Annotated in this window: 34 protein-coding genes; 1 reads left to right on the top strand and 33 read right to left on the bottom strand. The window is 61.9% G+C overall.

The window, feature by feature from the left end; all coding sequences use genetic code 11:
* Positions 1 to 275: 275 nt before the first annotated feature.
* Both ssb and BM060_RS30270 read right to left on the bottom strand, forming a co-directional pair.
* Entirely contained in the window at positions 276 to 773 is a 498-nt protein-coding gene (gene ssb / locus BM060_RS30275; protein ID WP_009617188.1) for a single-stranded DNA-binding protein, read from the bottom strand.
* An 18-nt stretch (positions 774 to 791) separates the two neighbouring features.
* Complete coding sequence (locus tag BM060_RS30270) at positions 792 to 2,180, bottom strand: MFS transporter (protein WP_074985984.1); 1,389 nt, start codon at positions 2,178 to 2,180, stop codon at positions 792 to 794.
* A gap of 211 nt (positions 2,181 to 2,391) precedes the next feature.
* Between BM060_RS30270 and uvrA the strand changes: the two genes are divergently transcribed.
* Positions 2,392 to 5,226, top strand: a complete 2,835-nt coding sequence (gene uvrA, locus BM060_RS30265) for an excinuclease ABC subunit UvrA (RefSeq protein WP_074985982.1) — start codon at positions 2,392 to 2,394, stop codon at positions 5,224 to 5,226.
* A 453-nt stretch (positions 5,227 to 5,679) separates the two neighbouring features.
* On the opposite strand, the gene katG is transcribed toward uvrA, so the two are convergent.
* The 31 genes from katG to BM060_RS30110 all read right to left on the bottom strand — a co-directional run.
* Positions 5,680 to 7,824 (bottom strand): catalase/peroxidase HPI, encoded by a 2,145-nt coding sequence (gene katG / locus BM060_RS30260; RefSeq protein WP_174672461.1) that lies wholly within the window; start codon positions 7,822 to 7,824, stop codon positions 5,680 to 5,682.
* A 260-nt stretch (positions 7,825 to 8,084) separates the two neighbouring features.
* Entirely contained in the window at positions 8,085 to 8,549 is a 465-nt protein-coding gene (gene bfr, locus BM060_RS30255) for a bacterioferritin (protein ID WP_074985978.1), read from the bottom strand.
* A gap of 202 nt (positions 8,550 to 8,751) precedes the next feature.
* On the bottom strand, positions 8,752 to 9,141 hold the full coding sequence (gene rplQ / locus BM060_RS30250; protein ID WP_009617183.1) for a 50S ribosomal protein L17: 390 nt from the start codon (positions 9,139 to 9,141) through the stop codon (positions 8,752 to 8,754).
* 43 nt (positions 9,142 to 9,184) lie between these two features.
* Complete coding sequence (locus BM060_RS30245; protein ID WP_009617182.1) at positions 9,185 to 10,186, bottom strand: DNA-directed RNA polymerase subunit alpha; 1,002 nt, start codon at positions 10,184 to 10,186, stop codon at positions 9,185 to 9,187.
* Between the two features lie 22 nt (positions 10,187 to 10,208).
* A complete protein-coding gene (gene rpsD, locus BM060_RS30240) occupies positions 10,209 to 10,829 on the bottom strand; it encodes a 30S ribosomal protein S4 (protein ID WP_009617181.1) in 621 nt (206 codons plus the stop codon).
* A 16-nt stretch (positions 10,830 to 10,845) separates the two neighbouring features.
* On the bottom strand, positions 10,846 to 11,235 hold the full coding sequence (rpsK, locus tag BM060_RS30235) for a 30S ribosomal protein S11 (protein ID WP_003093689.1): 390 nt from the start codon (positions 11,233 to 11,235) through the stop codon (positions 10,846 to 10,848).
* 18 nt (positions 11,236 to 11,253) lie between these two features.
* Positions 11,254 to 11,610 carry a 30S ribosomal protein S13 gene (gene rpsM / locus BM060_RS30230; protein ID WP_074985975.1) on the bottom strand — a complete coding sequence of 119 codons (357 nt, stop codon included), beginning with the start codon at positions 11,608 to 11,610 and terminating at the stop codon, positions 11,254 to 11,256.
* Positions 11,611 to 11,740: 130 nt separating this feature from the next.
* Complete coding sequence (gene rpmJ / locus BM060_RS30225) at positions 11,741 to 11,857, bottom strand: 50S ribosomal protein L36 (protein WP_002555468.1); 117 nt, start codon at positions 11,855 to 11,857, stop codon at positions 11,741 to 11,743.
* Positions 11,858 to 11,886: 29 nt separating this feature from the next.
* Positions 11,887 to 13,221: a preprotein translocase subunit SecY gene (gene secY, locus BM060_RS30220; RefSeq protein WP_074985972.1), complete on the bottom strand. Its 1,335-nt coding sequence runs from the start codon at positions 13,219 to 13,221 to the stop codon at positions 11,887 to 11,889.
* Positions 13,222 to 13,656 (bottom strand): 50S ribosomal protein L15, encoded by a 435-nt coding sequence (gene rplO / locus BM060_RS30215; RefSeq protein ID WP_074985970.1) that lies wholly within the window; start codon positions 13,654 to 13,656, stop codon positions 13,222 to 13,224.
* A gap of 3 nt (positions 13,657 to 13,659) precedes the next feature.
* Positions 13,660 to 13,836 (bottom strand): 50S ribosomal protein L30, encoded by a 177-nt coding sequence (rpmD, locus tag BM060_RS30210; RefSeq protein WP_009617174.1) that lies wholly within the window; start codon positions 13,834 to 13,836, stop codon positions 13,660 to 13,662.
* A 2-nt stretch (positions 13,837 to 13,838) separates the two neighbouring features.
* The gene (gene rpsE, locus BM060_RS30205) at positions 13,839 to 14,339 is read right to left on the bottom strand and encodes a 30S ribosomal protein S5 (RefSeq protein WP_009617173.1); all 501 of its coding nucleotides are present in this window, start codon (positions 14,337 to 14,339) and stop codon (positions 13,839 to 13,841) included.
* 3 nt (positions 14,340 to 14,342) lie between these two features.
* Positions 14,343 to 14,693, bottom strand: a complete 351-nt coding sequence (gene rplR / locus BM060_RS30200) for a 50S ribosomal protein L18 (protein WP_009617172.1) — start codon at positions 14,691 to 14,693, stop codon at positions 14,343 to 14,345.
* A gap of 10 nt (positions 14,694 to 14,703) precedes the next feature.
* Entirely contained in the window at positions 14,704 to 15,237 is a 534-nt protein-coding gene (rplF, locus tag BM060_RS30195) for a 50S ribosomal protein L6 (protein ID WP_009617171.1), read from the bottom strand.
* Between the two features lie 11 nt (positions 15,238 to 15,248).
* Positions 15,249 to 15,641 carry a 30S ribosomal protein S8 gene (rpsH, locus tag BM060_RS30190; protein WP_009617170.1) on the bottom strand — a complete coding sequence of 131 codons (393 nt, stop codon included), beginning with the start codon at positions 15,639 to 15,641 and terminating at the stop codon, positions 15,249 to 15,251.
* 188 nt (positions 15,642 to 15,829) lie between these two features.
* Positions 15,830 to 16,135: a 30S ribosomal protein S14 gene (gene rpsN / locus BM060_RS30185; RefSeq protein WP_074985968.1), complete on the bottom strand. Its 306-nt coding sequence runs from the start codon at positions 16,133 to 16,135 to the stop codon at positions 15,830 to 15,832.
* A gap of 13 nt (positions 16,136 to 16,148) precedes the next feature.
* On the bottom strand, positions 16,149 to 16,688 hold the full coding sequence (gene rplE / locus BM060_RS30180) for a 50S ribosomal protein L5 (protein ID WP_009617168.1): 540 nt from the start codon (positions 16,686 to 16,688) through the stop codon (positions 16,149 to 16,151).
* Between the two features lie 17 nt (positions 16,689 to 16,705).
* On the bottom strand, positions 16,706 to 17,020 hold the full coding sequence (gene rplX, locus BM060_RS30175) for a 50S ribosomal protein L24 (protein WP_009617167.1): 315 nt from the start codon (positions 17,018 to 17,020) through the stop codon (positions 16,706 to 16,708).
* Between the two features lie 12 nt (positions 17,021 to 17,032).
* Entirely contained in the window at positions 17,033 to 17,401 is a 369-nt protein-coding gene (gene rplN, locus BM060_RS30170) for a 50S ribosomal protein L14 (RefSeq protein ID WP_003093714.1), read from the bottom strand.
* A 16-nt stretch (positions 17,402 to 17,417) separates the two neighbouring features.
* On the bottom strand, positions 17,418 to 17,684 hold the full coding sequence (gene rpsQ, locus BM060_RS30165) for a 30S ribosomal protein S17 (RefSeq protein WP_009617165.1): 267 nt from the start codon (positions 17,682 to 17,684) through the stop codon (positions 17,418 to 17,420).
* Positions 17,685 to 17,686: 2 nt separating this feature from the next.
* Entirely contained in the window at positions 17,687 to 17,878 is a 192-nt protein-coding gene (gene rpmC, locus BM060_RS30160; RefSeq protein ID WP_009617164.1) for a 50S ribosomal protein L29, read from the bottom strand.
* A complete protein-coding gene (gene rplP, locus BM060_RS30155) occupies positions 17,878 to 18,291 on the bottom strand; it encodes a 50S ribosomal protein L16 (protein ID WP_009617163.1) in 414 nt (137 codons plus the stop codon). Before rplP ends, rpmC begins: the two co-directional genes overlap by 1 nt.
* Positions 18,292 to 18,302: 11 nt before the next feature.
* Positions 18,303 to 18,989, bottom strand: coding sequence for a 30S ribosomal protein S3 (gene rpsC, locus BM060_RS30150; RefSeq protein ID WP_009617162.1), 687 nt, complete (start codon positions 18,987 to 18,989; stop codon positions 18,303 to 18,305).
* A gap of 13 nt (positions 18,990 to 19,002) precedes the next feature.
* Positions 19,003 to 19,335, bottom strand: coding sequence for a 50S ribosomal protein L22 (rplV, locus tag BM060_RS30145; RefSeq protein ID WP_003103908.1), 333 nt, complete (start codon positions 19,333 to 19,335; stop codon positions 19,003 to 19,005).
* A 12-nt stretch (positions 19,336 to 19,347) separates the two neighbouring features.
* Positions 19,348 to 19,623, bottom strand: coding sequence for a 30S ribosomal protein S19 (rpsS, locus tag BM060_RS30140; RefSeq protein ID WP_003093734.1), 276 nt, complete (start codon positions 19,621 to 19,623; stop codon positions 19,348 to 19,350).
* Between the two features lie 16 nt (positions 19,624 to 19,639).
* Positions 19,640 to 20,461 carry a 50S ribosomal protein L2 gene (rplB, locus tag BM060_RS30135; RefSeq protein ID WP_074985965.1) on the bottom strand — a complete coding sequence of 274 codons (822 nt, stop codon included), beginning with the start codon at positions 20,459 to 20,461 and terminating at the stop codon, positions 19,640 to 19,642.
* Positions 20,462 to 20,472: 11 nt separating this feature from the next.
* On the bottom strand, positions 20,473 to 20,772 hold the full coding sequence (gene rplW, locus BM060_RS30130; protein ID WP_043273414.1) for a 50S ribosomal protein L23: 300 nt from the start codon (positions 20,770 to 20,772) through the stop codon (positions 20,473 to 20,475).
* Complete coding sequence (gene rplD, locus BM060_RS30125) at positions 20,769 to 21,371, bottom strand: 50S ribosomal protein L4 (protein WP_009617148.1); 603 nt, start codon at positions 21,369 to 21,371, stop codon at positions 20,769 to 20,771. Before rplD ends, rplW begins: the two co-directional genes overlap by 4 nt.
* 14 nt (positions 21,372 to 21,385) lie before the next feature.
* Positions 21,386 to 22,021, bottom strand: a complete 636-nt coding sequence (gene rplC / locus BM060_RS30120) for a 50S ribosomal protein L3 (RefSeq protein ID WP_009617147.1) — start codon at positions 22,019 to 22,021, stop codon at positions 21,386 to 21,388.
* 82 nt (positions 22,022 to 22,103) lie between these two features.
* Complete coding sequence (gene rpsJ, locus BM060_RS30115; protein ID WP_003243886.1) at positions 22,104 to 22,415, bottom strand: 30S ribosomal protein S10; 312 nt, start codon at positions 22,413 to 22,415, stop codon at positions 22,104 to 22,106.
* Between the two features lie 159 nt (positions 22,416 to 22,574).
* Positions 22,575 to 22,897 (bottom strand): EF-Tu C-terminal domain-related protein (locus BM060_RS30110; protein ID WP_074985963.1); only part of this gene is annotated, 323 nt, incomplete at its 5' end.

Raw genomic sequence — 22,897 nt, 5'->3', positions numbered from 1 at the left:
ATCGCGGGCAGGGCCCGCTCCTACAATTTGCTGTGAGGCATGGAGTTTCCTCGGAGCGGACCTTGTCCGCGATAGCCGGACGTCCCGGCGCGATTCACGGGCCGGCACGGTTTCTCGTAGGAGCGAGCTTGCTCGCGAACAGATCCCGTGCCGAAGCGGTTCGCGAGCAAGCTCGCTCCTACGAAGAGCACGGCAAGACAGCCGACGCTCTGCAGGCATGAAAAAACCCGGCATCCCCAAAGGGAATGCCGGGCTTTTTCGGACCTGTCCGACGCTTAGAACGGAATGTCGTCGTCGAAGCTGTCGTAGTCGGCGGCCGGTTGCGGGGCCGGGGCGGCCTGCTGTTGCGGCGCTGGGCGCGGGGCCTGTTGCGGGCGCTGCTGGGGTTCGCGCGGCGCGCGCGGGGCGTCGTCGCCACCGGCGCCCGGACGGCCGCCGAGCAGTTGCATGTTGCCGTTGATGTCTACCACGATCTCGGTGGTGTAGCGGTCCTGACCGTCCTGGCCCTGCCACTTGCGAGTGCGCAGGCTGCCTTCGACGTAGATCTGCGAGCCCTTGCGCACGTACTCGGCGACGATTTCCGCCAGGCGGCCGAAGAACACCACGCGGTGCCATTCGGTACGTTCCTGCTGCTGGCCGGTCTGCTTGTCCTTCCAGCTCTCGCTGGTAGCCAGGGTGACGTTGGTCACCGCGTTGCCGTTGGGCAGGTAGCGGGTTTCCGGATCGCCACCGACGTTACCAACCAGAATGACTTTGTTAACCCCACGGGCCATGACGCTCTCCTAAAGGCTTCAGCACGTCGCCGGCTCGACGCCTGCCAGGCGTTCGAGGGACGTGCGATCCACTTGTTGGGAATCTACTTTGACATAAGCGGCGGCCTCTTCGGCGACCACCATCACATCGCTCACACCGGGCAATGCCTTGAAACGCTCGGCCAACGAGGCATCGCCCAGCGCCTCATCGGACAGGGGCAGGCGGATGCTCGTTACATACGGCGGTTCGCGCATGGTAACAGCAATCGCGAGCCATATGGCAGCCAGCACGGCGCAGCCGATGAACACCCCGTCCAACCCGCCGTGCTGGAACATCCAGCCGCCCAGGATGCCGCCCACGGCGGCGCCGAGGAACTGGCTGGTGGAGTACACGCCCATCGCCGTGCCCTTGCCGCCGGCCGGCGAGACCTTGCTCACCAGAGACGGCAGCGAGGCTTCCAGCAGGTTGAACGCGGTGAAGTAGACGATGATGCCGAACAGCAGTTCCTTCAGGCTGTATCCGAATTCCCAGAAGAACAGCTCGCAGAGCATCAGGGTGGCTACCGCGCCGGCCAGCACGCGCTTCATCTGGCGCTTCTTCTCGGCGTAGATGATGAACGGCACCATGCCGAAGAAGCCCACCAGCAGCGCGGTCAGGTAGACCCACCAGTGTTCTTCCTTGGGCAGCCCGGCGCGCTCCACCAGGGCCAACGGCAGGGCCACGAAGCTGGCCATGAGGATCGCGTGCAGCACCAGGATGCCGGCGTCCAGGCGCAGCAGCTCGGCGTTCTTCAGCGTCGGCAGCAGCGCCTGGCCGGCGACGCTGGACTCGCGGTGCTGCAGGCGGTGGTCCGGGGTCGGCACGAAGAACAGGATCATCAGCAGGCCGACCAGGGCCATGCCGGCGGTGAACCAGAACAGCCCGTGCAGGCCGAACAGGTGCGTCAGCACGGGGCCGGCGACCATGGCCACGGCGAAGGATACGCCGATGCTCATGCCGATGGTGGCCATGGCCTTGGTGCGGTGCTGCTCGCGGGTCAGGTCCGAGAGCATCGCCATCACCGCCGCGGAGATCGCCCCGGCGCCCTGGATCACCCGCCCGGCGATCACGCCCCAGATGCTGTCGGCGTTGGCCGCCACTGCCGCGCCGAGGGCGAACACCAGCAGGCCGACGACGATGATCGGCCGGCGGCCGATGCGGTCGGACAGGGTGCCCAGGGGTATCTGCAGGATGGCCTGGGTCAGGCCGTAGGCGCCGATGGCCAGGCCGATCAGCGCCGGGGTCGCGCCGGCCAGGTCCTGGCCATAGGTGGCCAGCACCGGCAGGACCATGAACATGCCGAGCATGCGGAACGCGAAGACCAGGGAAAGGCCGATGGCCGCGCGGGTTTCGGTGCCACTCATGCGCTCAGTGTGGGTGTCGTGCATAAGTCCCTCAGGGGAATGACTGGAGCGGGCTGTGCTTCTTGCCCCCGCAATGGCGTGCCCATCCGTTCCCGGATGGCCGGCTGCCGCCGACGCCGAAAAATAGCCGGGCATTCTAGCAGCCCTGCCGCCCGACGGCACAGACGCGCCACTTTGCCGCGTACTGCCGGGGAAACGTATACTCAGCGGTTTTCGCCCGCCATGCGAGGCCGCTGTGGACAAGATCCTCATCCGTGGGGCACGTACCCACAACCTGAAGAACATCGACCTGACCCTGCCGCGCGACAAGCTGATCGTGATCACCGGCCTGTCCGGTTCCGGCAAGTCGTCCCTGGCCTTCGATACCCTCTACGCCGAGGGCCAGCGCCGCTACGTGGAATCCCTGTCGGCCTATGCCCGGCAGTTCCTCTCGATGATGGAAAAACCCGACGTCGACACCATCGAGGGCCTGTCGCCGGCGATTTCCATCGAGCAGAAGTCCACCTCGCACAACCCGCGCTCCACCGTGGGCACCATCACCGAGATCTACGACTACCTGCGCCTGCTCTACGCCCGCGTCGGCATCCCGCGCTGCCCGGACCACGACATCCCGCTGGAGGCACAGACCGTCAGCCAGATGGTCGACCAGGTGCTGGCGCTGCCCGAGGGCCGCCGGCTGATGCTGCTGGCCCCGGTGATCCGCGAGCGCAAGGGCGAGCACCTGGCGGTGTTCGACGAGATGCGTGCCCAGGGCTTCGTCCGCGCGCGGGTCGACGGCAAGCTCTACGAGCTGGACGAGCTGCCCAAGCTGGACAAGAAGCAGAAGCACTCCATCGACGTGGTGGTGGACCGCTTCAAGGTCCGCGGCGACCTGCAGCAGCGCCTGGCGGAATCCTTCGAGACGGCCATCAACCTGGCCGACGGCATCGCCCTGGTAGCACCGATGGATGGCGAAGAAGGCGAGGAGATGATCTTCTCCGCGCGCTTCGCCTGCCCGGTGTGCGGCCACTCCATCAGCGAGCTGGAACCTAAGCTGTTCTCCTTCAACAACCCCGCCGGCGCCTGCCCCACCTGCGACGGCCTGGGCGTGAAGCAGTTCTTCGACGCGCGCCGGGTGGTCAACGGCGAGCTGACCCTGGCCGAGGGCGCCATCCGCGGCTGGGACAGGCGCAACGTCTACTACTTCCAGATGCTCGGCTCGCTGGCCGCGCACTTCGGTTTCAGCCTGGAGGTGCCCTTCCAGGAACTCTCGCCCGAGCACCAGAAATTCATCCTCGGCGGCTCGGGGCGCGAGAACGTCGAGTTCCGCTACCTCAACGACCGCGGCGACATCGTCAAGCGCGCCCACCCCTTCGAGGGCATCCTGCCGAACCTGGAGCGCCGCTACCGCGAGACCGAGTCCATGACCGTGCGCGAGGAGCTGGCCAAGTTCCTCAGCACCCAGCCCTGCCCGGACTGCCACGGCACCCGCCTGCGCCGCGAGGCGCGCCACGTGTGGGTGGGCGACAAGACGCTGCCGGCGGTCACCGCGATGCCGGTGGGCGAGGCCAGCGAATACGCCGCCGGCCTGACCCTGACCGGCCGCCGCGGCGAGATCGCGGCGAAGATCCTCAAGGAAATCCGCGAGCGCCTGCAGTTCCTGGTCAACGTCGGCCTCGACTACCTGACCCTCGACCGCAGCGCCGACACCCTGTCCGGCGGCGAGGCCCAGCGCATTCGCCTGGCCAGCCAGATCGGCGCCGGCCTGGTGGGCGTGATGTACATCCTCGACGAGCCCTCCATCGGCCTGCACCAGCGCGACAACGAGCGCCTGCTGGCCACCCTCACCCACCTGCGCAACCTGGGCAACACGGTGATAGTGGTGGAGCACGACGAGGACGCCATCCGTCTCGCCGACTACGTGGTGGACATCGGCCCCGGCGCCGGCGTGCATGGCGGGCAGATCGTCGCCGAAGGCACGCCCGAGCAGGTCATGAGCCACCCGGACTCGGTGACCGGCAAGTACCTCTCCGGCCGCCAGAAGATCGTGGTGCCGGCGCAGCGCACGCCGCGCAACAAGAAGCAGCTGCTCAAGCTCAAGGGCGCGCGCGGCAACAACCTGCGCAACGTCAACCTGGAACTCCCGGTCGGCCTGTTCACCTGCGTCACCGGCGTGTCCGGCTCGGGCAAGTCGACGCTGATCAACAACACCCTGTTCCCGATCACCGCCACCGCGCTGAACGGCGCCACCAGCCTGGAAGTCGCGCCCTACGACTCCTTCGACGGCCTGCAGCACCTGGACAAGGTGGTGGACATCGACCAGAGCCCGATCGGCCGCACGCCGCGCTCCAACCCGGCGACCTACACCGGCCTGTTCACCCCGATCCGCGAGCTGTTCGCCGGCGTGCCGGAAGCCCGCTCCCGCGGCTACGGCCCGGGGCGCTTCTCGTTCAACGTCAAGGGCGGCCGTTGCGAAGCCTGCCAGGGCGACGGCGTGATCAAGGTAGAGATGCACTTCCTGCCGGACATCTACGTGCCCTGCGACGTCTGCAAGGGCAAGCGCTACAACCGCGAGACGCTGGAGATCCGCTACAAGGGCAAGAGCATCACCGAGGTGCTGGACATGACCATCGAGGACGCCCGCGCGTTCTTCGACGCCGTGCCGGCCATCGCCCGCAAGCTGCAGACGCTGATCGACGTGGGCCTGTCGTACATCAAGCTGGGGCAGAGCGCGACCACCCTGTCCGGCGGCGAGGCGCAGCGGGTAAAGCTGTCCCGCGAGCTGTCCAAGCGCGACACCGGCAAGACCCTGTACATCCTCGACGAGCCGACCACCGGCCTGCACTTCGCGGATATCCAGCAACTGCTCGACGTGCTGCACCGCCTGCGCGACCACGGCAACACAGTGGTGGTGATCGAGCACAACCTGGACGTGATCAAGACCGCCGACTGGCTGGTCGACCTCGGCCCCGAGGGCGGCTCCAAGGGCGGCCAGATCATCGCCAGCGGCACGCCGGAGCAGGTGGCGGAGATGGAAGCGTCGCACACCGGGCGCTTCCTCAAGCCGCTGCTGGAGCGCGATCGGGCCTGACTGCTGAAGGGGGTTGTCCGTGCCCCCGGGCGTCCGGGGGGGCCGGTGAGTCCAATCGCGGACAAAGTCCGCTCCTACGCCCGTGCTTCCTGGAACCGTAGGAGCGGACTCCGTCCGCGATTTCGCGCGCAGGGCGCGCTCCTACATGGCAATGTCATGTCCTGGAGCGGCGTAGGAGCGGATCTTATCCGCGAACCGCGCCTCGACCTCTGGCTAGTCCGCTCCTACCGCATGAGCGAGCGTGGCTTTTCGTAGGATGGCGTTGAGCGAAGCGATACCCATCACCGATGGCCGCATGGGTTTCGCAAGCTCAACCCATCCTGCGAAAAGCGCCTCGAAGCAGCCGGCAACCCACATGAAAATGCCGCTTCCCCGTAAAAGGGAAACGGCATTCTCTTTCAAGTGGCCACTGCTACCGCCAAAGCGGCGCCTTTTCTTCCCAGCCCAAGAACATCAGGCCAGATCGAAACGATCCAGGTTCATCACCTTGGTCCAGGCAGCGACGAAGTCCTTGACGAATTTCTCCTTGGCATCGCCACTGGCATAGACCTCGGCCAGCGCCCGCAGCACCGAGTGCGAACCGAAGATCAGGTCGGCACGGGTAGCGGTCCACTTCAGCTCGCCGCCCTTGCGGGCCCGGCCCTCGAAGACCTCCGCGGAACCGTCCACCGGCGCCCAGACGGTCCCCATGTCCAGCAGGTTGACGAAGAAGTCATTGCTGAGCACACCGGGCCGATCGGTGAACACGCCATGGGCGCTACCGTCGTAGTTGGCCCCCAGCATGCGCAGGCCGCCGACGAGCACGGTCATTTCCGGAGCGGTCAGGGTCAGCAACTGGGCCTTGTCGACCAGCAGTGCCTCAGTGGACGCACCGGGATTGGCGCTCTTGTAGTTGCGGAAGCCATCGGCGATGGGCTCGAGCACCTCGAAGGTCTCGACGTCGGTCTGGTCCTGGCGGGCATCCGCGCGGCCCGGGGCGAAGGGCACCTCGATGTTCACGCCGGCAGCCTTGGCAGCCTGCTCGACGCCCACGTTACCGGCCAGCACGATCACGTCGGCCAGCGAAGCCTTGCCGGAGAACCGCTGGATCTCGTCGAGCTTGGCCAATACCTTGGCGAGCTGCTGCGGATTGTTGACCTCCCAATCCTTCTGCGGCGCCAGGCGAATGCGCGCGCCATTGGCGCCGCCACGCTTGTCGCCACCGCGGAAGGTGGAGGCCGAGGCCCAGGCGGTGGAAACCAGCTCGGCGATCGACAGGCCGGACTCGGCGATCTTCGCCTTCAGGTCGGCGATGTCCGCGGCGCTCGGGTTGTGCGTGGCCGGCGGCAACGGGTCCTGCCAGATCAGGTCTTCCTTCGGCACTTCCGGGCCGAGGTAGCGGGCCTTCGGCCCCATGTCGCGGTGGGTCAGCTTGAACCAGGCGCGGGCGAAGGCGTCGGCGAAAGCCTGCGGATCGTTGAGGAAGCGCTTCGAGATTTTCCCGAATTCCGGATCGAAGCGCAGCGTCAGGTCGGTGGTGAGCATGGTGGGCTTGCGCTTCTTCGACGGATCGAAGGGATCGGGGATGATCTCCGGCGCATCCTTGGCGACCCACTGGATCGCCCCGGCGGGCGAGCGGGTCTGCTCCCATTCGTACTTGAACAGGTTCTCGAAGAAGAAGTTGCTCCACTGGGTGGGCGTCTGCGTCCATACCACCTCGATGCCGGAGGTGATGGCATCGGCGCCGCTGCCGGAGCCATAGCTGCTGGCCCAGCCGATACCCTGCTGTTCGATGGAGGCGGCTTCGGGCGCCGCGCCTACGTTGTCGGCCGGGCCGGCACCGTGGGTCTTGCCGAGGGTATGGCCACCGGCGATCAGGGCGACGATTTCCTCGTCGTTCATCGCCATGTTGCCGAAGGTCGCACGGATGGCCGGCGCGGCCGAGAGCGGGTCGCCGCTGGCGTTCGGGCCTTCCGGGTTCACGTAGATCAGGCCCATCTCGGTGGCGGCCAGCGGGTTCTTGGCCAGAGCCTCGGGGTCACGGTGGACCAGCCAGGCCTTTTCGTCGCCCCAGTTGACGTCGGTATCCGGCTCCCAGACATCCTCGCGGCCGGCGCCGAAACCGAAGGTGCGGAAGCCCATGGTCTCCAGGGCCACGTTGCCGGCGAGCACCATCAGGTCGCCCCAGGAAATCTTCTGGCCATACTTCTGCTTGATCGGCCAGAGCAGGCGCCGCGCCTTGTCCAGGCTGACGTTGTCCGGCCAGGAGTTCAGCGGAGCGAAGCGTTGTTGCGCACGGCCGGCGCCGCCGCGGCCGTCGGCGATACGATAGGTCCCGGCGGCGTGCCAGGCCATGCGGATCATCAGGCCACCATAGTGGCCCCAGTCGGCCGGCCACCATTCCTGGGAGTCGGTCATCAGGTGCTTCAGGTCGGCCTTCAGGGCCGAGTAGTCGAGTTTCTTGAACTCGTCGCGGTAGTTGAACTTCTCACCCAACGGGTTGGATCTTTCCGAATGCTGGTTCAGTACGTCCAGCTTCAGTTGGTTCGGCCACCAGTCCTCGTTGGTAGTACCGCCACCAGCAACATAATGGAACGGGCATTTCGATTCATTCGACATTGCTTTCTCCTTTGTCCTCATCGGGTCGGTCTGGTCGACAGCTGCCGACGGTGGATTAAGACTAGTACCGCTCCGCTGGAGGGACCAATTTATGAAAAGCAACGGCACGATAGTTTTTGTCTCTTACCAGAACCGTGCGTGATAGCCTCCCGAACAGCGGAAATACAGCACCGAAATCCCCCCTCGGCGGCGCCTGGTGGAAACAAAAAAGCCCCTGCGACCGACGGACGCGAGGGGCTTCTTTCATTGCGGACGAAACCTCATATCTGCGACTGCAGGTAGTTCTCCAGGCCCATCTTGGCGATCAGCCCGAGTTGCTGCTCCAGCCAGTAGGCGTGGTCTTCCTCGGTGTCGGCCAACTGGACCTTGAGGATGTCGCGGCTGACGAAGTCCTTGTGCTGTTCGCACAGCGCGATGCCCTTGGCCAGGGCCGCACGCACCTGGCGCTCCAGCTTGAGATCGGCTTCGAGCATTTCCGGCACGGTACGGCCCGGGTGGATATCGTCGGGACGCATGCGCGGCGTGCCTTCCAGCAACAGGATGCGGCGGATCAGAGCGTCGGCGTGCTGGGTTTCCTCTTCCATCTCGTGGTTGAGGCGCTCGTAGAGCTTGGCGAAGCCCCAGTCCTCGTACATGCGCGAGTGGATGAAGTACTGGTCGCGCGCGGCCAGCTCGCCGGTCAGCAGGGTATTGAGGTAGTCGATTACTTCAGCATGGCCTTGCATCAGTCAGCTCCATGAGTCCGGTGAATAATTGAAGAGAATTTGGTCCTCGACGACCATGACCCGCATCAATTCGAGGATAGTCCCGCCGGCGCGAGAGTGCCTTGCAAGACGCGCGGATCCTGGGCCGAAGGGAACGAGATACATTTCCAGCGGGCAATAAAAAACCGGGCCAAGGCCCGGTTTTTCATGAGTGGCGTTCGCCTTACTCAGCAGCTTCAACCGCTTCGCCGCCTACAGCACGATCAACCAGCTCGACGTACGCCATGGGGGCGTTGTCGCCAGCGCGGAAACCGCACTTGAGGATGCGCAGGTAGCCGCCCGGACGGTTGGCGTAGCGCTTGCCCAGCTCGTTGAACAGCTTGCCTACGGCAGCTTTCGAACGGGTACGGTCGAAAGCCAGACGACGGTTGGCGACGCTGTCTTCCTTGGCCAGGGTGATCAGCGGCTCGGCAACGCGACGCAGTTCCTTGGCCTTGGGCAGGGTGGTTTTGATCAGTTCGTGTTCGAACAGCGACACAGCCATGTTCTGGAACATAGCCTTGCGGTGCGCGCTGGTGCGGCTCAGGTGACGACCACTTTTACGATGGCGCATGGTTCAATTCCTTTCCAAACTTTACGTTCGGTAGCTACGACGATCAGGCAGTAGCCTTGTCGTCTTTCTTAAGACTTGCCGGCGGCCAGTTGTCGAGGCGCATACCGAGGGACAGACCGCGAGAGGCCAGAACGTCCTTGATTTCGGTCAGGGACTTCTTGCCCAGGTTCGGAGTTTTCAGCAGCTCTACTTCGGTACGCTGGATCAGGTCACCGATGTAGTAGATGTTCTCCGCCTTCAGGCAGTTGGCCGAACGAACGGTCAGCTCCAGGTCATCGACCGGACGCAGCAGGATCGGATCGATCTCGTCTTCCTGCTCTTCAACGACGGGTTCGCTGTCGCCCTTGAGGTCCACGAACGCTGCCAGCTGCTGTTGCAGGATGGTAGCGGCGCGACGGATAGCCTCTTCGGGGTCCAGGGTGCCGTTGGTTTCCAGATCGAGGACCAGCTTGTCCAGGTTGGTACGCTGTTCGACACGGGCGTTCTCGACCACGTAGGCAACACGACGTACGGGGCTGAACGAGGCGTCGAGCTGCAGACGGCCGATGCTGCGGCTTTCGTCTTCATCGCTCGAGCGGGCATCAGCCGGCTCGTAGCCACGGCCACGAGCGACTTTCAGCTTCATGTTCAGCGCGCCGTTATCGGCCAGGTGGGCGATAACATGGTCACCGTTGACGATCTCGACATCATGATCCAGCTGAATATCGGCAGCGGTCACCACACCCGAGCCCTTTTTCGCCAGGGTCAGCGTCACTTCGTCACGGCCGTGCAGCTTGATGGCCAGACCTTTCAGGTTGAGCAGGATTTCGATGACGTCTTCCTGAACACCTTCGATCGCCGAGTACTCGTGGAGTACGCCGTCGATCTCGGCCTCGACCACTGCACAGCCGGGCATGGAGGACAACAGGATGCGACGCAGCGCGTTGCCCAGGGTATGGCCGAAGCCACGCTCGAGAGGCTCGAGCGTGATCTTGGCGCGGGTTTGGCTGACCACCTGCACATCGATGTGGCGGGGGGTCAGGAACTCATTTACCGAACTCTGCATGGATGCACCTATTTTCTAGCCCTTACTTGGAGTAGAGCTCGACAATCAGGTTTTCGTTGATGTCGGCGGACAGGTCGGCACGAGCCGGAACGCTCTTGAAGGTACCGGCCTTCTTGTCGGTGTCCACTTCGACCCACTCAACGCGACCGCGCTGGGCGCACAGTTCGAGGGCTTGAGCGATACGCAGCTGGTTCTTCGATTTCTCGCGAACAGCAACGACGTCGCCGGCCTTCACCTGATAGGACGGGATGTTGACGGTCTGACCGTTCACGCTGATGGTCTTGTGGGACACCAGCTGACGGGATTCCGAACGGGTGGAGCCGAAGCCCATACGATAGACGACGTTGTCCAGACGGCATTCCAGCAGTTGCAGCAGGTTCTCACCAGTGGAGCCCTTGCGGCGGGAAGCCTCTTGGTAGTAGCCACGGAACTGACGCTCCAGAACGCCGTAGATGCGGCGGACTTTCTGCTTCTCACGCAGCTGCAGACCGTAGTCGGACAGACGGCCACGGCGAGCGCCGTGCTGGCCAGGAACCTGTTCGGCCTTGCACTTGGAGTCCAGAGCGCGAGCGCCGCTCTTCAGGAACAGGTCGGTGCCTTCACGGCGAGACAGTTTGCATTTGGGACCAATGTAACGAGCCATTTCTCACTGTCTCCTATTACACGCGACGCTTTTTCGGCGGGCGGCAGCCGTTGTGCGGGATCGGGGTTACGTCGGTGATGCTGGCGATCTTGTAACCGCAGGCATTCAGCGCACGAACAGCCGATTCGCGACCCGGGCCCGGGCCTTTGACGTTGACGTCAAGGTTCTTCAGACCGTATTCCAGAGCAGCCTGGCCGGCACGCTCGGCCGCTACCTGGGCAGCGAACGGGGTGCTCTTACGCGAGCCGCGGAAGCCCGAACCACCGGAGGTGGCCCAGGACAGGGCGTTGCCCTGACGGTCGGTGATGGTAACGATGGTGTTGTTGAAGGACGCGTGGATATGCGCGATCCCGTCAACCACCGTCTTTTTGACTTTCTTGCGAGGACGAGCAGCAGGTTTTGCCATGACTATATTCCTAAGCGATTACTTGCGGATCGGCTTACGCGGGCCCTTACGGGTGCGCGCGTTGGTCTTGGTACGCTGACCGCGAACCGGCAGACCGCGACGATGACGCAGACCGCGGTAGCAACCGAGGTCCATCAGACGCTTGATGTTCATGTTGATTTCGCGGCGCAGGTCACCTTCGGTGGTCAGCTTGGCCACCTCGTTGCGCAGCGAATCGATCTGCTCTTCGCTTAGTTCCTTGATCTTTACTACCGGGCTGATGCCGGTGGCAGCGCAGATGCTCTGTGCGGTGGTGCGACCTACACCATAGATGTAGGTCAGCGAGATAACAGTGTGCTTGTTATCCGGAATGTTTACGCCTGCAATACGGGCCATTCAGAAAAACTCCAATTGACAGCTACCCGGCGCCCAGGAAGCCAAGAAAGGGCGCGGATATTAGCGCTGTAATAACAAATAATCAACCCGGCAGCGCACTAGCTGCCGGGCTATAACGCGTGGTTCACACTCAGCCTTGGCGCTGCTTGTGACGCGGCTCCGCGCTGCAGATCACGCGAACGACGCCTTCGCGACGGATGATCTTGCAGTTGCGGCACAGCTTCTTAACCGATGCACGAACTTTCATCAGTGACTCCTACTAACCTTACGGGCCGGTCAGCGCAGCATGCTGCTGCCGCCATAACCCTTCAGGTTGGCTTTCTTCATGAGGGATTCGTACTGGTGAGAAACGAGGTGCGATTGTACTTGGGCCATAAAGTCCATCACAACCACGACCACGATCAGCAACGAGGTCCCGCCGAGGTAGAACGGAACGTGGGCAGCCACCACCAGGAACTGGGGCAACAGGCACACCGCCGTCATGTACAGGGCACCGAACATGGTCAAACGGGTCAGCACGCCATCGATGTAGCGAGCGGACTGTTCGCCCGGACGAATACCCGGAATAAATGCACCGGACTTCTTGAGGTTTTCCGCCACGTCCTTGGGATTGAACATCAGCGCTGTGTAGAAGAAGCAGAAGAAGATGATCCCTGCACTAAACAGCAGAATGTTCAGCGGCTGCCCCGGCGCGATCGCTTGCGCGACGTCCTGCAGCCAACCCAGGCCCTCCGACTGACCGAACCAGGCGCCCAGGGACGCCGGGAACAGCAGGATGCTGCTGGCGAAGATGGCCGGGATCACGCCCGCCATGTTCACTTTCAGCGGCAGATGGCTGGTTTGCGCGGCAAACACCTTGCGACCTTGCTGGCGCTTGGCGTAATGCACGGCGATGCGGCGCTGACCGCGCTCGATGAACACCACGAACGCGATGATCGCGACGGCCAGCAGGCCGACGGAGATCAGGGCGAAGATGTTGATGTCACCTTGGCGGGCGGACTCGAAAGACTGCCCGATGGCGCGCGGCAGGCCGGCGACGATCCCGGAGAAGATCAGCATGGAGATACCATTGCCGACGCCCCGCTCGGTGATCTGCTCGCCCAGCCACATCATGAACAGCGCACCCGCCACGAAGGTGGTGACTGCCACGAAGTAGAAGCCGAAGTCATTGGAGAAGGCCACGCCCTGGCTGCCCAGACCAACGGCCATGCCGATGGCCTGGACGAGTGCCAGGACGAGCGTTGCGTAGCGGGTGTACTGGCTGATCTTGCGACGCCCAGACTCACCCTCTTTCTTCAACTGCTCCAGCTGCGGGCTGATAGCGGTCATGAGCTGCATGATGATCGATGCCGAGATGTACGGCATGATCCCCAGTGCGAAGATGCTCATGCGCTCCAGCGCGCCGCCGGAAAACATGTTGAAGAGGCTAAGAATGGTCCCCTCGTTCTGCCGGAACAGTGCCGCCAAGCGATCGGGGTTGATGCCCGGAACCGGGATGTGCGCACCTATCCGGTAGACGATGATCGCCAGGAACAGGAAACGCAGACGTGCCCAGAGCTCGGACAGACCACCACCGTTGCTCAGCGCAGAGAGAGCACCTTGCTTAGCCATTTAGTCCTCGAATTTGCCGCCAGCTGCTTCGATAGCCGCACGAGCGCCTTTGGTGGCGCCGATGCCCTTCAGGGTAACCGCGCGGGCAACTTCACCGGACAGCACGACTTTGACGCGCTGTACGTTGCGGTTGATCACGTTGGCATCCTTCAGGGATTGCACGGTGACTACGTCGCCTTCGACCTTGGCCAGCTCGGAGGTACGAACCTCGGCGCGATCCAGGGCCTTCAGGGACTTGAAGCCGAACTTCGGCAGACGGCGGTGCAGCGGCTGCTGGCCACCCTCGAAGCCCGGGGCGATGGTGCCGCCGGAGCGCGAGGTCTGACCTTTGTGGCCACGGCCACCGGTCTTGCCCAGACCGCTACCGATGCCACGGCCCGGACGCAGCTTCTCGCGACGGGCACCCGGCGCGGAACGCAGATCGTTCAGTTGCATGGATTAACCCTCCACACGCAGCAGGTAGTAGGCCTTGTTGATCATGCCGCGGTTCTCAGGAGTGTCCTGAACTTCGACGGTATGATTGATGCGACGCAGGCCGAGGCCTTTGACGCAAGCCTTGTGATTGGCCAGACGGCCGTTCAGGCTTTTGATCAGGGTAACTTTGACAGTTGCCATGGTTAGAGAATCTCCTCGACGCTCTTGCCACGCTTGGCCGCTACCGACTCAGGGGACTGCATGTTCTTCAGGCCCTTGAAGGTGGCGTATACCACGTTGACCGGATTGGTCGAACCGTAGCACTTGGCCAGAACGTTCTGCACACCGGCCACTTCCAGGACGGCACGCATGGCGCCGCCGGCGATGATGCCGGTACCTTCGGAAGCCGGCTGCATGTACACCTTGGAGGCGCCATGGGCGGACTTGGTCGGGTACTGCAGGGTGGTGCCGTTCAGATCCACCTGGATCATGTTGCGGCGGGCAGCTTCCATGGCCTTCTGGATGGCGGCAGGCACTTCACGCGCCTTGCCACGACCGAAGCCAACACGGCCCTTGCCATCGCCAACCACGGTCAGCGCGGTGAAGGCGAAGATACGGCCACCTTTTACGGTTTTGGCGACGCGGTTAACTTGAACCAGCTTCTCGATGTAGCCTTCGTCGCGCTTTTGATCGTTGTTTGCCATAACTTAGAACTCCAGACCGCCTTCGCGAGCGGCATCAGCCAGGGCCTTGATGCGGCCGTGGTACTTGAAGCCAGAACGGTCGAACGCCACCTGAGTGACGCCGGCAGCCTTGGCGCGTTCGGCGACCAGTTGACCAACTTTCTTGGCTGCGTCGACGTTGCCGGTGGCACCTTCGCGCAGTTCCTTGTCCAGGGTCGAGGCGCTGGCCAGGACCTTGCCGCCGTCGGCCGCGATGACCTGGGCGTAAATGTGCTGGGAAGAGCGGTACACGCAAAGGCGTACGGCTTCCAGCTCGCGCATCTTCAGGCGTGCCTTGCGAGCGCGACGCAGACGGGTTTCTTTCTTGACGCTCATTTGCTATGCCCTACTTCTTCTTGGCTTCTTTACGAAGTACGACTTCGTCCGAATACCGCACGCCCTTGCCTTTGTACGGCTCCGGCGGACGGAAATCGCGGATCTCCGCGGCAACCTGGCCGACCAGCTGCTTGTCGATGCCCTTGATCAGGATATCGGTCTGGCTGGGGGTTTCGGCGACGATGCCGGCGGGCAGTTCGTAATCGACCGGGTGGGAGAAGCCGAGGGCCAGGGACAGCACTTGGCCTTTGGCCTGCGCCTTGTAACCAACGCCGACCAGCTGGAGCTTGCGCTCGAAGCCCTGGCTGACGCCGATCACCATGTTGTTGACCAGGGCGCGGGTGGTACCGGCCATGGCACGGGTCTGCTGGTCGCCGTTACGGGCGGCGAAACGCAGCTCACCGTTGTCCTGGATGACTTCTACGGACGGGTGGACTTTCAGCTCGAGGGAGCCTTTGGAGCCCTTGACCGAGAGTTCCTGACCAGCCAGCTTGATTTCGACGCCGGCGGGCAGTTTGACGGGGTTCTTAGCAACGCGAGACATGCTGATTCCCCTTAGAACACAGTGCAGAGCACTTCGCCACCAACGCCAGCGGCACGGGCAGCGCGGTCGGTCATCACACCTTTGTTGGTGGAGACGATCGACACACCCAGACCGCCGCGAACTTTCGGCAGCTGATCTACGGACTTGTACTGGCGCAGGCCAGGACGGCTGATTCGCTTCACTTCTTCGATGACGGGTTTGCCTTCGAAGTACTTCAGCTCGATGGACAGCTGAGGCTTGGCCTCGGCGCTGACCTGATAGTCCGCAATGTAACCTTCGTCCTTGAGGACTTTGGCTACTGCCGCCTTCAGCTTGGAAGACGGCATGCTCACGACGGTCTTCTCAGCCATCTGGGCATTACGGATGCGAGTTAGCATGTCTGCTAACGGGTCCTGCATACTCATGGGCTTAATGCTCCTGATACAAAAGATAAGCCTTCAACGATACTCACCCTCAAAACACAGGGCGAGAAAAGCCCAGGCTCGGGGGAGCCGGGTATTCTAGAGATCGCTCAAAAACGAATCAAGCCCCACGAGGGGGCTTGATTCGCAAAGCGATCAACGGAGCCGTTGCCGGCCCCGTCTCGACCGACTTACCAGCTGGCTTTCACCAGGCCCGGTACGTCGCCGCGCATGGCGGCTTCACGCAGCTTGTTACGGCTCAGGCCGAACTTGCGGTAGAAGCCGTGCGGACGACCGGTCAGGCGGCAACGGTTACGCAGGCGGCTGGCGCTCGCGTCACGCGGTTGCTTCTGCAGGGCGACCTGCGCATTCCAACGCTCTTCCTGGGAGGAGTTCGGATTAGCGATGACCGCTTTCAGCTCGGCACGCTTCTGGGCGTACTTGGCGACCGTGCGCTGACGCTTCAGCTCACGGTTTTTCATGCTCTCTTTGGCCATGTTCCTACTCCAATCAGTTGCGGAACGGGAAGTTGAAGGCGCGCAGCAGAGCGCGACCTTCATCGTCCGTACGGGCGGTGGTGGTCAGAGTGATGTCCATGCCGCGCAGAGCATCGATCTTGTCGTAATCGATTTCCGGGAAGATGATCTGCTCTTTCACGCCCATGCTGTAGTTGCCGCGGCCATCGAAGGACTTGGCATTCAGGCCGCGGAAGTCACGCACGCGCGGCAGGGAGATGGAGAGCAGGCGGTCCAGGAATTCGTACATGCGGTCGCCACGCAGGGTGACCTTCACGCCGATCGGCCAGCCTTCACGGATCTTGAAGCCGGCGATGGACTTACGAGCGTAAGTCACGACCGGCTTCTGGCCTGCGATCTTTTCCAGATCGGCCACGGCGCTCTCGATGACTTTCTTGTCACCGACAGCTTCGCCAAGACCCATGTTCAGGGTGATTTTGGTAACGCGCGGAACTTCCATCACGTTCGCCAGCTGAAGCTCTTGCTTCAGCTTGGGCGCGATTTCCTTCCGGTACAGTTCTTTCAATCGTGCCATGGTATCTACCTACTCCCTCAAGCCTGGACCGGTTTCTGGGTCGACTTGAAGACACGAACCTTCTTACCGTCTTCTACCTTGAAGCCAACGCGGTCAGCCTTGCTGGTTTCCGGGTTGAAGATGGCGACGTTGGAGACGTGCAGAGGCGCCTCCTTCTCGACGATCCCGCCTTGCTGGTTGAGCATGGGGTTGGGCTTGGTGTGGCGCTTGATCAGGTTCACACCGCCAACAACCAGACGGTCGTCAGCGAGAACTTTCAGCACCTTGCCACGCTTGCCCTTGTCCTTGCCGGCAATGACGATGACTTCGTCGTCACGACGAATTTTTTGCATGACGGCTACTCCTTACAGCACTTCAGGGGCGAGCGAGACGATCTTCATGAACTTCTCGGTACGAAGTTCACGAGTCACGGGCCCGAAGATACGGGTGCCGATCGGCTCCTGCTTGTTGTTCAGCAGGACGGCGGCGTTACCGTCGAAGCGGATGATGGAGCCGTCGGTGCGACGAACGCCGTGCTTGGTACGAACGACCACGGCAGTCATCACCTGGCCTTTCTTCACCTTGCCGCGCGGAATCGCTTCCTTGACGGTGACTTTGATGATGTCGCCAATGCCGGCGTAGCGACGGTGGGAACCGCCGAGCACCTTGATGCACATTACGCGACGCGCGCCGCTGTTATCAGCGACATCGAGCATGGATTGAGTCTGAATCATTATCTATCTCCGACCCTTAGACTTCCACTGCGCGCTCGACGATATCAACCAGGGTCCAGGCCTTGGTCTTGGCCAGCGGACGGGTTTCGCGAATGGTGACCAGGTCACCAATGCGGCACTGATTGGTTTCGTCGTGGGCGTGCAGCTTGGTCGAACGCTTCACGTATTTGCCGTAGATCGGGTGCTTGACGCGACGCTCGATCAGAACGGTGACGGTCTTGTCCATCTTGTCGCTGACGACGCGGCCGGTCAGCGTACGGACGGTTTTCTGAGCTTCAGCCATGTTCACTTACCTGCTTGCTGATTGAGCACAGTTTTGACGCGAGCGATGTCGCGCTTCACCTGCGAGAGCAGGTGGGACTGCGCCAACTGGCCAGTTGCTTTCTGCATGCGCAGATTGAACTGGTCGCGCAGCAGGCCGAGCAGTTGCTCGTTCAGCTGCTCCACGGATTTCTCACGAAGTTCATTCGCTTTCATCACATCACCGTCCGCTTAACAAAGGAGGTGGCGAGCGGCAGCTTTGCAGCAGCCAGGGCGAATGCCTCACGCGCCAGCTCTTCGGATACACCCTCGATCTCGTACAGGACCTTGCCCGGTTGAATCTGGGCTACCCAGTACTCGACGCCGCCCTTACCTTTACCCATACGAACTTCGAGGGGCTTCTTGGTAACCGGCTTGTCGGGGAATACGCGGATCCAGATCTTGCCGCCACGTTTTACGTGACGGGTCAGCGCACGACGTGCGGACTCGATCTGACGCGCGGTGAGACGGCCACGGCTGGTCGCCTTGAGGGCGAACTCGCCGAAGCTGACTTTGCTACCGCGATGAGCCAGGCCACGGTTGTGACCGGTCATTTGCTTGCGGAACTTCGTACGCTTAGGTTGCAGCATTTGCGTACTCCTTACTTAGCAGCTTTTTTACGAGGAGCGGGCGCTACCGGCTTGAGCTCTTCCTGGCGGCCACCGATGACCTCGCCTTTGAAGATCCAAACCTTGACACCGATCACACCGTAGGTGGTGTGCGCTTCGTAGGTGGCATAGTCGATATCGGCACGCAGGGTGTGCAGGGGCACACGACCTTCGCGATACCATTCGGTACGAGCAATTTCAGCGCCGCCCAAACGACCACTCACCTGGATCTTGATGCCCTTGGCACCAATACGCATGGCGTTCTGCACGGCGCGCTTCATGGCGCGACGGAACATGACGCGGCGTTCCAGCTGCTGAGCTACGCTCTGCGCAACCAGCATGCTATCGAGTTCCGGCTTGCGGATTTCCTCGATGTTGATGTGCACGGGCACACCCATTTGCTTGGTCAGGTCCTGGCGCAGTTTCTCAACATCTTCACCTTTCTTGCCGATCACGATACCGGGACGGGCGGTGTGGATGGTGATACGTGCGGTTTGAGCCGGGCGATGGATATCGATACGGCTTACGGACGCGCTTTTTAGTTTGTCTTGGAGGTACTCACGAACCTTCAGGTCGGCGAACAGATAATCGGCGTAAGTGCGCTTATCTGCGTACCAAACGGAGGTGTGCTCCTTGACGATACCCAGGCGGATGCCATTGGGATGTACTTTCTGACCCATCTGATCGACTCCGTTACTTGTCCGCAACCTTGACAGTGATATGGCAAGACCGCTTGACGATGCGATCAGCACGGCCTTTGGCGCGCGGCATGATGCGCTTGAGCGAACGACCTTCGTTGACGAAGACGGTGGAGACCTTCAGGTCATCCACATCGGCGCCTTCGTTGTGCTCAGCGTTGGCAACAGCCGACTCCAGCACTTTCTTCATGATCTCGGCGGCTTTCTTACTGCTGAAAGCCAGGAGGTTGAGCGCTTCGCCCACCTTCTTCCCGCGGATCTGGTCGGCGACCAAGCGGGCTTTCTGGGCGGAGATACGAGCGCCCGACAGCTTAGCGGCTACTTCCATCTTCCTTACCCCTTAACGCTTGGCTTTCTTGTCCGCAGCATGCCCACGATAAGTGCGGGTAGCAGCGAACTCGCCGAGTTTGTGACCGACCATGTCTTCGTTGACCAGGACCGGCACGTGTTGACGGCCATTGTGGACAGCGATGGTCAGACCAACCATATGCGGCAGAATCATCGAACGACGCGACCAGGTCTTGATCGGCTTACGGTCGTTCTTTTCCACCGCCACTTCGACCTTCTTCAGCAGGTGAAGATCGATAAAAGGACCTTTTTTCAGAGAACGCGGCACTGTCGTATCCCTCTATTTACTTGCGGCGACGGACGATCATGTTATCGGTACGCTTGTTCGCGCGAGTCTTCTTACCCTTGGTCTGAAGACCCCACGGCGATACCGGATGACGACCAGCAGAGGTACGACCTTCACCACCACCATGCGGGTGGTCGACCGGGTTCATGGCGACACCACGAACGGTCGGGCGAATGCCGCGCCAGCGTTTGGCACCAGCTTTACCCAGCGAACGCAGGCTGTGCTCGGAGTTCGAGACTTCGCCCAGGGTCGCACGGCAGTCAGCCAGGACTTTACGCATTTCACCGGAACGCAGACGCACGGTCACGTAAGCGCCGTCACGGGCTACCAGCTGGGCCGAGGCGCCAGCGGAGCGAACCAGCTGGGCGCCTTTGCCCGGCTTCAGTTCGATACCGTGGATGGTGCTACCAACCGGGATGTTGCGCAGCGGCATGTTGTTGCCGGGCTTGATCGGAGCGCCGATACCGGAGATCAGTTGATCGCCAGCCACCACGCCTTTGGGGGCGATGATGTAACGACGCTCACCGTCCGCGTACTTCAGCAGAGCGATGTGCGCAGTGCGGTTCGGGTCATATTCCACGCGCTCGACGATGGCAGGGATGCCATCCTTGTTGCGGCGGAAGTCGACCAGACGGTAGTGCTGCTTGTGACCACCGCCGATGTGGCGGGTGGTGATACGACCGTTGTTGTTACGGCCGCCCGACTTGGACTTCTTCTCGACCAGGCCAGCGAACGGAGCACCCTTGTGCAGGTTCTGGTTCACGACCTTGACGACGAAGCGACGACCAGCGGAAGTCGGTTTGCATTTAACGATTGCCATGATGCACCCCTTTACTCAGCGCCAGCTGCGAAATCGAGATCTTGGCCGGGCTGAAGGGCGATGTACGCCTTCTTCCAGTCGTTACGCTTGCCCAGGCCGCGAACGGTACGCTTGGTCTTGCCCTGAACGTTCAGGGTGGTGACGCGACGTACTTTCACGCCGAACAGGCTTTCGACGGCCTTCTTGATTTCCAGCTTGGTTGCATCAGTGGCAACCTTGAAAACGAATTGGCTCTTGCCGTCCGCCAGCCCCGTGGCTTTCTCGGAGATATGCGGGCCCAGCAGCACTTTGAATACGCGTTCCTGGTTCATGCCAGCAGCTCCTCGAACTTCTTCACGGCGGACACGGTGACGAGCACCTTGTCGTAGGCGATCAGGCTGACCGGGTCGGAACCCTGGACGTCGCGTACATCGACGTGCGCCAGGTTGCGCGCAGCCAGGTACAGGTTTTCATCAACGCCATCGGTGACGATCAGCACGTCTTTCAGGCCCAGGCCGTCCAGCTTGCTGACCAGACCTTTGGTTTTCGGTGCATCGACGGCGAAGTCGGCAACGACAACCAGGCGGTCCAGACGGACCAGCTCGGAGAGGATGGAGCGCAGGGCTGCGCGGTACATCTTCTTGTTGAGCTTCTGGGAGTGATCCTGCGGTTTGGCGGCGAAAGTGGTGCCGCCTCCACGCCAGATGGGGCTGCGGATGGTACCAGCACGAGCACGACCGGTGCCCTTCTGACGCCACGGCTTCTTGCCGCCACCGGAAACTTCGGAACGAGTCTTCTGAGCACGGGTGCCCTGACGGCCGCCAGCCATGTAGGCGACGACAGCCTGGTGAACCAGAGTCTCGTTGAATTCGCTGCCAAAGGTACGCTCGGAGACTTCGATAGCCTGAGCGCCATTCACATTAAGTTGCATCTCAGCTTCCCCTCTTAACCGCGAGCCTTGGCTGCCGGACGCACGAGCACGTCACCGCCGGTAGCGCCAGGAACGGCACCCTTGACCAGCAGCAGATTACGCTCGGCATCGACACGCACGACCTCAAGGGATTGAACGGTTACACGCTCAGCACCCATGTGACCGGACATTTTCTTGCCCTTGAACACTCGACCAGGAGTCTGGCACTGGCCGATCGAACCCGGGACGCGGTGGGAAACGGAGTTACCGTGGGTATTGTCTTGACCACGGAAGTTCCAGCGCTTGATGGTACCGGCGTAGCCTTTACCCTTCGACTCGCCGGTAACGTCTACCAGCTGGCCTGCCTGGAACAGATCGACGGAGATGGAATCGCCTGCCTTGAACTCCTCTTCGCCCAGACGGAATTCCCACACGCCGCGACCGGCGGCGACATTCGCCTTGGCAAAGTGACCGGCCTGAGCCTTGGTCACGCGAGAAGCACGACGCTCGCCGGCAGTTACCTGCACAGCGCGATAGCCATCGGTCTCTTCGTTCTTGAACTGGGTGACGCGATTCGGCTCGACCTCAATGACCGTGACCGGAATGGAGACACCATCTTCGGTGAAAATGCGGGTCATGCCGCACTTACGACCGACAACACCAATTGTCATCTTAAGAACCTCTTTAGTGTACGGGGCTTTCACCCGCTATGGCCGCCCATTTCAGAGCGTTACACGACCAATGCCGAAGGCATTAGCCGAGGCTGATCTGTACTTCGACGCCAGCAGCAAGGTCGAGCTTCATCAGCGCGTCGACGGTCTTGTCGGTCGGCTGAACGATGTCGAGCACACGCTTGTGGGTACGAATTTCGTACTGGTCACGAGCGTCCTTGTTGACGTGCGGGGAAATCAGCACGGTGTAACGTTCCTTGCGGGTCGGCAGAGGAATCGGACCACGCACCTGAGCCCCAGTACGTTTCGCGGTTTCCACGATTTCCTGGGTAGATTGGTCGATCAGGCGGTGGTCAAAAGCCTTCAACCGAATACGGATTTGTTGATTTTGCATTTGACCTCAGACTCCAAGTTGCCTTTCCCAACGGACGGACTCCGCCCGTTAAAAGGAGGCGCAATTGTACGGATGCCCCCCGAGGGTGTCAATATTTAACCAATCCAACGAAAAAGGGGCCCCGAAGGGCCCCTTTTCCTCATGCGCTAGATCAGTCGATTACTCGATGATCTTGGCAACCACGCCGGCGCCAACGGTACGGCCACCTTCGCGGATAGCGAAGCGCAGGCCGTCTTCCATGGCGATCGGAGCGATCAGGGTGACGGTCATCTTGACGTTGTCACCCGGCATTACCATCTCGACGCCTTCCGGCAGCTCGCAGTTGCCGGTCACGTCGGTGGTACGGAAGTAGAACTGCGGACGGTAGCCCTTGAAGAACGGGGTGTGACGACCACCTTCTTCCTTGGACAGCACGTACACTTCGCACTCGAACTTGGTGTGCGGCTTGATGGTGCCCGGCTTGGCCAGAACCTGGCCACGCT

The organism is Pseudomonas citronellolis (assembly GCF_900112375.1).
GTDB classification, from domain to species: domain Bacteria; phylum Pseudomonadota; class Gammaproteobacteria; order Pseudomonadales; family Pseudomonadaceae; genus Pseudomonas; species Pseudomonas citronellolis.
This window is presented reverse-complemented; position numbering and strand designations above follow the sequence as displayed.

Bases quoted from the DNA above. Each gene is read 5' to 3' on its own strand.
- ssb (WP_009617188.1), bottom strand. From the start codon at position 773: ATGGCCCGTGGGGTTAACAAAGTCATTCTGGTTGGTAACGTCGGTGGC.
- BM060_RS30270 (WP_074985984.1), bottom strand. From the start codon at position 2,180: ATGCACGACACCCACACTGAGCGCATGAGTGGCACCGAAACCCGCGCG.
- katG (WP_174672461.1), bottom strand. From the start codon at position 7,824: ATGTCGAATGAATCGAAATGCCCGTTCCATTATGTTGCTGGTGGCGGT.
- bfr (WP_074985978.1), bottom strand. From the start codon at position 8,549: ATGCAAGGCCATGCTGAAGTAATCGACTACCTCAATACCCTGCTGACC.
- rplQ (WP_009617183.1), bottom strand. From the start codon at position 9,141: ATGCGCCATCGTAAAAGTGGTCGTCACCTGAGCCGCACCAGCGCGCAC.
- BM060_RS30245 (WP_009617182.1), bottom strand. From the start codon at position 10,186: ATGCAGAGTTCGGTAAATGAGTTCCTGACCCCCCGCCACATCGATGTG.
- rpsD (WP_009617181.1), bottom strand. From the start codon at position 10,829: ATGGCTCGTTACATTGGTCCCAAATGCAAACTGTCTCGCCGTGAAGGC.
- rpsK (WP_003093689.1), bottom strand. From the start codon at position 11,235: ATGGCAAAACCTGCTGCTCGTCCTCGCAAGAAAGTCAAAAAGACGGTG.
- rpsM (WP_074985975.1), bottom strand. From the start codon at position 11,610: ATGGCCCGTATTGCAGGCGTAAACATTCCGGATAACAAGCACACTGTT.
- rpmJ (WP_002555468.1), bottom strand. From the start codon at position 11,857: ATGAAAGTTCGTGCATCGGTTAAGAAGCTGTGCCGCAACTGCAAGATC.
- secY (WP_074985972.1), bottom strand. From the start codon at position 13,221: ATGGCTAAGCAAGGTGCTCTCTCTGCGCTGAGCAACGGTGGTGGTCTG.
- rplO (WP_074985970.1), bottom strand. From the start codon at position 13,656: ATGCAACTGAACGATCTGCGTTCCGCGCCGGGTGCCCGTCGCGAGAAG.
- rpmD (WP_009617174.1), bottom strand. From the start codon at position 13,836: ATGGCAACTGTCAAAGTTACCCTGATCAAAAGCCTGAACGGCCGTCTG.
- rpsE (WP_009617173.1), bottom strand. From the start codon at position 14,339: ATGGCAAACAACGATCAAAAGCGCGACGAAGGCTACATCGAGAAGCTG.
- rplR (WP_009617172.1), bottom strand. From the start codon at position 14,693: ATGAGCGTCAAGAAAGAAACCCGTCTGCGTCGCGCTCGCAAGGCACGC.
- rplF (WP_009617171.1), bottom strand. From the start codon at position 15,237: ATGTCTCGCGTTGCTAAGAACCCCGTCAAACTGCCCGCCGGCGTCGAA.
- rpsH (WP_009617170.1), bottom strand. From the start codon at position 15,641: ATGAGTATGCAGGACCCGTTAGCAGACATGCTAACTCGCATCCGTAAT.
- rpsN (WP_074985968.1), bottom strand. From the start codon at position 16,135: ATGGCCAAAGAGAGCATGAAAAACCGTGAGCTGAAGCGTCAGCGCACG.
- rplE (WP_009617168.1), bottom strand. From the start codon at position 16,688: ATGGCACGATTGAAAGAACTGTACCGGAAGGAAATCGCGCCCAAGCTG.
- rplX (WP_009617167.1), bottom strand. From the start codon at position 17,020: ATGCAAAAAATTCGTCGTGACGACGAAGTCATCGTCATTGCCGGCAAG.
- rplN (WP_003093714.1), bottom strand. From the start codon at position 17,401: ATGATTCAGACTCAATCCATGCTCGATGTCGCTGATAACAGCGGCGCG.
- rpsQ (WP_009617165.1), bottom strand. From the start codon at position 17,684: ATGGCTGAAGCTCAGAAAACCGTCCGTACGCTGACCGGCCGCGTCGTC.
- rpmC (WP_009617164.1), bottom strand. From the start codon at position 17,878: ATGAAAGCGAATGAACTTCGTGAGAAATCCGTGGAGCAGCTGAACGAG.
- rplP (WP_009617163.1), bottom strand. From the start codon at position 18,291: ATGCTGCAACCTAAGCGTACGAAGTTCCGCAAGCAAATGACCGGTCAC.
- rpsC (WP_009617162.1), bottom strand. From the start codon at position 18,989: ATGGGTCAGAAAGTACATCCCAATGGCATCCGCCTGGGTATCGTCAAG.
- rplV (WP_003103908.1), bottom strand. From the start codon at position 19,335: ATGGAAGTAGCCGCTAAGCTGTCGGGCGCTCGTATCTCCGCCCAGAAA.
- rplB (WP_074985965.1), bottom strand. From the start codon at position 20,461: ATGGCAATCGTTAAATGCAAACCGACTTCCGCTGGTCGTCGCTTCGTC.
- rplW (WP_043273414.1), bottom strand. From the start codon at position 20,772: ATGAACCAGGAACGCGTATTCAAAGTGCTGCTGGGCCCGCATATCTCC.
- rplD (WP_009617148.1), bottom strand. From the start codon at position 21,371: ATGCAACTTAATGTGAATGGCGCTCAGGCTATCGAAGTCTCCGAGCGT.
- rplC (WP_009617147.1), bottom strand. From the start codon at position 22,021: ATGACAATTGGTGTTGTCGGTCGTAAGTGCGGCATGACCCGCATTTTC.
- rpsJ (WP_003243886.1), bottom strand. From the start codon at position 22,415: ATGCAAAATCAACAAATCCGTATTCGGTTGAAGGCTTTTGACCACCGC.